Source organism: Mesorhizobium sp. M7D.F.Ca.US.004.03.1.1, assembly GCF_003998635.1.
In the GTDB taxonomy this organism is placed as follows: Bacteria; Pseudomonadota; Alphaproteobacteria; order Rhizobiales; family Rhizobiaceae; genus Mesorhizobium; species Mesorhizobium loti.
This window is the reverse complement of the sequence record NZ_RZQG01000286.1, coordinates 1-6,581: the sequence shown is the minus strand read 5'-3', so window position 1 is coordinate 6,581 and position 6,581 is coordinate 1. Positions and strand designations below refer to the sequence as shown.

The window sequence follows — 6,581 nt, the reverse complement described above, 5'->3', positions numbered from 1 at the left end:
GATCGACTATGTCAACGCCCACGGCACGTCGACTCCGGAGAACGACAAGATGGAACATCTGGCGCTGTCGACCGTGTTCGGCGAACGGATCGGCTCGATGCCGGTTTCGTCGAACAAGTCGATGATTGGCCACACGCTGTCGGCGGCAGGCGCGGTCGAGGCGGCGTTCTCGCTGCTGACGATGCGCGAAAGCGTCATTCCGCCGACCATCAACTATGACAATCCCGACCCCGCGATCGTGCTCGACGTGGTGCCGAACAAGAAGCGTAATGCCGAGGTTCGCACCGTTCTGTCGAACTCCTTCGGTTTCGGCGGCCAGAACACTTGCCTTGTCATGGCGCGGGAACCGGTCTAAGCGACCTTTTTCAGCCAGACTGAACCGACAGGCCCCATGCGCGCATTGCAACTTATAGAGGACCGCCGTCTTGAGACGGTGGACCTGCCGCCTCCCCCACCGCCGGCACTCGGTGAAGTCACGCTGCGCATCAAGGCGGTGGCGCTGAACCACATCGACGTCTGGGGCTGGCGCGGCATGGCCTTCGCCAAGCGCAAGCTGCCGCTGGTCGTCGGCGCCGAAGCCTCCGGCGAGGTCGAGGCGGTCGGCCCCGGCGTTTCCAGCCTGCTGCCCGGACAATTGGTGTCGATCTACGGCGCGCGCACCTGCGGCCTTTGCCGCGCCTGCCGCGAAGGCCGCGACAATCTCTGCGAACATGTTTCGGGCGTTCACGGCTTCCATCTCGACGGCTTCGCGCAGGAAAAGATCAACCTGCCGGCCCGCCTGCTGGTTCCTGCCCCGCCCGGCGTGACCGACATCGGTGCGGCGGTGGCGCCCGTTACCTTCGGCACGGTCGAGCATATGCTGTTCGACAACGCCAGGCTGCAGCCCGGCGAGACCATTCTCATCCATGCCGGCGGATCCGGCATCGGCTCGGCGGCCATCCAGCTGGCCAAGCGAATGGGCTGCACCATCATCACCACGGTCGGCTCGAACGACAAGATCGACAAGGCCAAGGCGCTCGGCGCCGACCATGTCATCAACTATCGCGACGACCGTTTCGAGGGCGTCGTGCGCAAGCTGACCAAGAAGAAGGGCGTCGACGTCGTGTTCGAACATGTCGGCGCCGACACTTTTGCCGCTTCCATGCTGTGCCTGAAGCGTGGCGGCCGCCTGGTGACCTGCGGTTCGACTTCCGGCGTGTCGACGCAGATCAACCTGATGCAGTTGTTCCAGCAGCAATTGAAGCTGCTCGGCTCCTTCGGCTGCCGCATGGAGAACATGGCCAACGCCATGCAGAAAATGGCGGCGGGACAGGTCGCCCCGGTCATCGACACCGAAGTCGACTTTGACGGTATCGATGCCGCGCTGAAGCGCATGGAAGGCCGCGACGTGTTTGGCAAGATCATCCTGCGCGTCGGCTAGAGCCTTGACCTCTGTGTTCAAGAAGTTCCGCCGGGATCTCAAATTTCGCTACGGCAGGCAGCTGCGCCAGTTGAACTACTGGCTGGTGGCGCGCGCGGCTATGATGATCATCTCGGTCCTGCGTCTGCTGCCGGCCGACAGTGCGCTGAACTTTGCCGACCGCGTCGCACGCCGCGTTGGCCCCTGGGTGGGACGCCATCAGGTCGCTGTCGACAATCTGCGCAAGGCCTATCCGGAAAAGGGCGAGGCCGAAATCCAGGCGATCGCCTCCGACATGTGGGGCAACATGGCCCGCCTTGCCGCCGAATACATCTTTCTCGACGCCCTGTTCGACTACGATCCCGCGGCCAGCAAGCCCGGCCGCGTCGAGGTCAAGGGCATAGAGCATTTCGTCGAGATCGCCGCCGAAAAGCGGCCACACATCGTCTTCACCGGCCATCTCGGCAATTTCGAACTCTTGCCGGTGGCGGCGGCGACCTTCGGCATGAACATCACGGCGCTGTTTCGCCCGCCCAACAATCCCTATCTCGCCGACTACATCCTGTCGACGCGCCGCTCGACCATGGGCTCATTGCTGCCGTCGATGGCCGGCGCCTCATTCGCGTTGGCAGGGGTGCTGGAGAATGGCGGCAACATCGGCATCCTTGTCGACCAGAAATTCTCCAATGGCCTGGACACGACATTCTTCGGCCGTCCCTGCCAGAGCAATCGGGTGCTGGCGACCCTTGCCCGTCACTACGACTGCGACGTCTATCCGGCACGCTGCGTCAGGCTGCCAGGCAATCGCTTCCGGCTCGAGATCGAGGACAAGTTGACATTGCCGCGCACCATTGACGGCAGCGTCGATGTCCACGCCACCACCCAGCGTCTCAACGATGTGGTCGAACGCTGGGTACGCGAAGATCCCGGCCAGTGGATGTGGTTCCACAAAAGGTGGGAGATCGGCGGTGGGCGGAGAAAGCGGCCCCATCAGGCAAAGGCGCCCATCGCCAGCGCTTGAGTTCGTTCCTCGGCGAGCGCTGATTTGATCACTGCCCGCTATTGATGGGCCATCAATAACCAGCGCCTTGGAACAGACAAAACCTTCGCCGAGTGCTGTCGCTACCGGCAGAAAGTCCCACACCGAAGTCCAAGCACGGTAACGAAAATTCGAACTGCTTTGTAATGCTGCCGGTGCGCGGCAAGGGACAGTCGTATCCCGCTCGTTGCCAGGCAGGCAGCGGCCCACCGCCTCACGGGGCTGATTGTGCGCAAAAGCCGCAAGGACGCGCCTCGCGGCTTTTGCAATCGATTTTTCTGTCAGACCAGGAAAGGCCCGCCAAGGCTATAGAAGCGGCAACGGCAGGATAAAATTGGGCCGGTAGGTGTCCATCGTGGCGCCATTGCGGTCTTCCTCGAGCAGGGTGTTCGAACCGAAACTCGCCCGCAGGCCGATCAGGTATTTGTGGATGTTCAGATCGGTGCTCGCAACCGACACGTGATCCAGCTGATAGCGTCCAAACACCGAGAACGGCGTGCCGGAGAACCGGTAGTTGGCCTGCAGCGCCGCGGTGACGGTATTCACGTGTTCGCCACTAAAAGAAATCGTAGAATAGCCAAGCTCGCCGTCGAAGCGAAGATTGTCCTGGGCGAAATAGCGCACCACGGCGCGGCCTCCCCAGTTGTCCAGATGCTCCGACTCTCCATTGGCCCGCAATTGACCATAGTAAATCTGGCCATAGACGGTCACGTTGCCGAAATAGGCCTGGGCTTCGGGACCGACTGTGAAATTGTAGATCTTCGGGCCGCCAATGTCCCCGCCGTAGCGCGTGAACGTCGCAAATCCGCCAAGCGCATAACTGCTCGGGTCGCGCCAGTAGCCGTGGATGGCGCCGCCATAGCCATAAATGTTGCTGCCCTCGACCCAAAGCGAATCGATGCTCGCGTCGGTTTGGATGTTCCAGCGCGCGTCGATCGGGAAATTGACCCGACCGGCACCGCCTGCTGTCGTCGCCGAGAGATGTCCACCATCTGCCGACAGATACAATCCGCCAAGATAAGCTTCGACATAGCCGGAAATATGCGGCTGTGCGAGTTCCTGATCCATGACAATTGGCTCAACCGCATCGGCGGCGATGGCCGAAGTAGCGGTGACGGCAATCGCCGCCCCAAGAAGAAGTCTGTACATCAAAGCCCCTCGCAAGTTATCTGCTTGAAAGTTAACATAATCGCGTTTTGGCAGAAACCATTCGCCGGGCCCAAGTGACGCAACGACACCGTTTCCCAAGCCAATGCGCTATTCCTGCAACATTTTTCAGGCAAAGCGCCCGAGATACAGGCAATTGCAATCGATCCCACCGCGGTTTTGCGGTGGGATCAACAGCCGGTCGGAGCTCTAGTTGGTGACGACAATCCGCGTGTTGCCGAACCCCACTTCCCGCACCATCGAATAGAAGGTTGCGGCATTGGCCGTGTGCAGCCGCACGCAACCATGCGACGCCGGGCGGCCGAGCTGCCTGACGGCGCCGGTTCCGTGGATGGCATAGCCGCCATGGAAGAACACGGAATAGGGCATCGGCGACATATGATATTTGCGCGAATACCACATCCGGGCCGTGCGCTGCGGCCGATAGGTACCGCGCGGCGTGAAATAGCCGGAACGCGCGGTGGAGACACTCCACCGGTAAACCGACAGGCCATATCTGACCGTCATCGTCTGCGACGACACGTCTATGTTTGCAACGAGGCTGGCTGCCCAGCCCTGCCCCGAAGCACCGAACAGCATCGCGACAAACACCGCCGCCATGAGAACTGTCTTTTTCATGCGATCAAACCCCTTTGATTGCCCCTTACTTGCCTGCCATCACGTTGTTTTTCATCTTTTTAATGGCAGGTGAATGAGGTAACACACACTCCTTGACCAATTCGCCAATCCAAAGCAGCGAATTTGAACGATTTCCCGCGATAGTTGCCGCAACGACACGCCGCACGGGCTTGATCACCGGTGGGCTTGCAAAATCGCTGATATCGCCGCTCAACTCCGTGCATGAACGAGCGACTCCTCCAGGCAATCGATGACAGGCGCGACGAGGTCGTCGCGCTGACCGCCGAGCTGATCCGTTTTCCGACCATCAATCCACCCGGCGAGGCCTACCGGCCATGCGCCGAATATCTCGGCGCGCGGCTGAAGAAGAGCGGTTTCGAGACCGAATTCATCCGCGCCGAAGGCACCCCCGGCGACACCGACCGCTACCCGCGCGTCAATGTCGTTGCCCGTTTCAACGGCAGGTCGCCCGGCGCCTGCGTCCACTTCAACTCGCATATCGACGTGGTCGAAGCCGGTGACGGCTGGACCGTCGATCCCTTTGCCGGCATCGTCAGGGACGGCAAGGTCTATGGCCGCGGTGCCTGTGATATGAAAGGCGGCCTTGCCGCCTCGATCATCGCCGCCGAAGCCTTCCTGCAGGTCTTCCCCGACTTTCCCGGCGCCATCGAAATATCCGGCACCGTCGACGAGGAGTCCGGCGGCTTCGGCGGCGTCGCCCATCTGGCAAGGCTCGGTTATTTCTCAAAACCCAGGGTCGACCACGTCATCATTCCCGAGCCGCTGAACAAGGACCGCATCTGCCTCGGTCATCGTGGCGTCTGGTGGGCGGAGATCGAGACCAAGGGCGAGATCGCGCATGGCTCGATGCCGTTTCTCGGTGACAATGCGGTGCGCCATATGGGTGCAGTGCTCAGGGCATTCGAGGACGAGCTGTTCCCCGCGCTCGACCGCAAGATGACGCGCATGCCGGTCGTGCCCGAAGGAGCAAAACGCTCGACCATGAACATCAATTCGATCCATGGCGGCCAGACCGAGGACTTCCGGCCCGGCTTGCCCTCGCCCAACGTGCCCGATTCCTGCCGGCTGACCATCGACCGCCGCTTCCTGCTCGAGGAAGATCTCGACACCGTCAAAGGCGAAGTCATCGGCATTCTCGACCGGTTGAAGCGCGAGCGGACAAAATTCGACTATGAAATCCGCGACCTGATGGAAGTGCTGCCGCTGATGACCGAGCGCGACGCGCCGGTGGTCAAGGCGGTTGCGCAAGGCATCATGGCGATCTTCGACCGCGAACCCGACTACGTCATTTCGCCGGGCACCTACGACCAGAAGCACATTGCCCGCATCGGCCATATCTATGATTGCATCGCCTATGGCCCTGGCATTCTCGACCTTGCCCACCGGCCGGACGAATGGGTCGGGATATCGGACATGGTGGAATCGGCCAAGGTGATGGCGATCGGGCTCAACGTGCTGCTGCGCGGCACAGCCACGGGATAAGGCGCGCATCGCGACAAGCTTCGACCTGTCGATGAGGCCGCCAGGACAAAAACATTCCCGGCCACGCCAACGGGCAGAACGAAACGCAATTTACTCCGTGGCAAAATCACGCTTCTATCGCCCGGGTTTGAGCACCTGTCTGAAACGCATGGGGAGTTGCACGATGAGATTGTGGAAAACCATCCTGGCCGCTGCAGCGCTGTCACTGGCCGCCGGCACCTCCGTGTTTGCCGCGCGAACCGACCTGGTCATCGGCATTCCGCTCGAACCCCCACATCTCGACCCAACCGCCGGTGCCGCCGCGGCGATCGACGAGGTTCTCTACGCCAATGTGTTCGAGGGGCTGACACGCATCGGGCCGAATGGCGAGGTGCTGCCGGACCTGGCCGAAAGCTGGACCATTTCCGATGACGGCAAGGTCTATACTTTCAAGCTGCACACCGGCGTGAAATTCCACGACGGTACCGACTTCGATGCCAGCGACGTGAAATTCTCGCTGGACCGCGCCCGCGCCGACAATTCGGTCAATGCGCAAAAGGGCCTTTTCGCGGCCATCGACGCAGTCGACGTGGTCGACCCCGCAACGGTCAAGGTTACGCTGAAAAACCCGCAGGGCTCCTTCCTTTACAATATGGGCTGGGGCGACGCGGTGATCGTCGCGCCTGAATCGGCCGAGACCAACAAGGAAAAGCCTGTTGGCACCGGCCCGTTCAAATTCCAGAGCTGGGCCAAGGGATCGTCGATCACGCTGGTCAAATCGGACACTTACTGGGGTACGCCGGCGTCCCTCGACAAGGCCGAATTCCGCATCGTGCCCGATGCCGCGGCCTATGTGCCGGCGCTGCTTTCCGGGGA

Annotated in this window: 7 protein-coding genes and 1 pseudogene; 5 read left to right on the top strand and 3 right to left on the bottom strand. The window is 61.3% G+C overall.

Annotated elements, in window-relative coordinates; translation table 11 throughout:
• The 3 genes and pseudogenes from EN935_RS17320 to EN935_RS17310 all read left to right on the top strand — a co-directional run.
• Positions 1-355, top strand: a pseudogene (locus tag EN935_RS17320) (beta-ketoacyl-ACP synthase); the annotation flags it as partial.
• 36 nt (positions 356-391) lie between these two features.
• The gene (locus EN935_RS17315; protein WP_027039032.1) at positions 392-1,420 is read left to right on the top strand and encodes a zinc-binding dehydrogenase; all 1,029 of its coding nucleotides are present in this window, start codon (positions 392-394) and stop codon (positions 1,418-1,420) included.
• A 13-nt stretch (positions 1,421-1,433) separates the two neighbouring features.
• Complete coding sequence (locus EN935_RS17310; RefSeq protein WP_164771173.1) at positions 1,434-2,420, top strand: lipid A biosynthesis lauroyl acyltransferase; 987 nt, start codon at positions 1,434-1,436, stop codon at positions 2,418-2,420.
• Between the two features lie 324 nt (positions 2,421-2,744).
• Here EN935_RS17310 and EN935_RS17305 read toward each other — a convergent pair whose 3' ends face one another.
• From EN935_RS17305 to EN935_RS17295, 3 genes are all read right to left on the bottom strand, one after another.
• On the bottom strand, positions 2,745-3,587 hold the full coding sequence (locus EN935_RS17305) for a hypothetical protein (protein WP_127266020.1): 843 nt from the start codon (positions 3,585-3,587) through the stop codon (positions 2,745-2,747).
• A 207-nt stretch (positions 3,588-3,794) separates the two neighbouring features.
• Positions 3,795-4,223 (bottom strand): L,D-transpeptidase, encoded by a 429-nt coding sequence (locus EN935_RS17300; RefSeq protein ID WP_109668687.1) that lies wholly within the window; start codon positions 4,221-4,223, stop codon positions 3,795-3,797.
• Positions 4,224-4,248: 25 nt separating this feature from the next.
• Positions 4,249-4,437, bottom strand: coding sequence for a hypothetical protein (locus EN935_RS17295; RefSeq protein ID WP_127266019.1), 189 nt, complete (start codon positions 4,435-4,437; stop codon positions 4,249-4,251).
• Positions 4,438-4,445: 8 nt separating this feature from the next.
• On the opposite strand from EN935_RS17295, the gene EN935_RS17290 reads away from it, so the two are divergent.
• Positions 4,446-5,726, top strand: a complete 1,281-nt coding sequence (locus tag EN935_RS17290; RefSeq protein ID WP_109668685.1) for an acetylornithine deacetylase/succinyl-diaminopimelate desuccinylase family protein — start codon at positions 4,446-4,448, stop codon at positions 5,724-5,726.
• Between the two features lie 163 nt (positions 5,727-5,889).
• Positions 5,890-6,581, top strand: a 692-nt coding sequence (locus EN935_RS17285) for an ABC transporter substrate-binding protein (RefSeq protein WP_245488994.1), incomplete at its 3' end; no start/stop codon positions are given.

What these genes read in the sequence shown, in the direction of transcription:
- EN935_RS17315 (WP_027039032.1), top strand. Translation starts at nt 392, where the DNA reads ATGCGCGCATTGCAACTTATAGAGGACCGCCGTCTTGAGACGGTGGAC.
- EN935_RS17305 (WP_127266020.1), bottom strand. Translation starts at nt 3,587, where the DNA reads ATGTACAGACTTCTTCTTGGGGCGGCGATTGCCGTCACCGCTACTTCG.
- EN935_RS17300 (WP_109668687.1), bottom strand. Translation starts at nt 4,223, where the DNA reads ATGAAAAAGACAGTTCTCATGGCGGCGGTGTTTGTCGCGATGCTGTTC.
- EN935_RS17290 (WP_109668685.1), top strand. Translation starts at nt 4,446, where the DNA reads ATGAACGAGCGACTCCTCCAGGCAATCGATGACAGGCGCGACGAGGTC.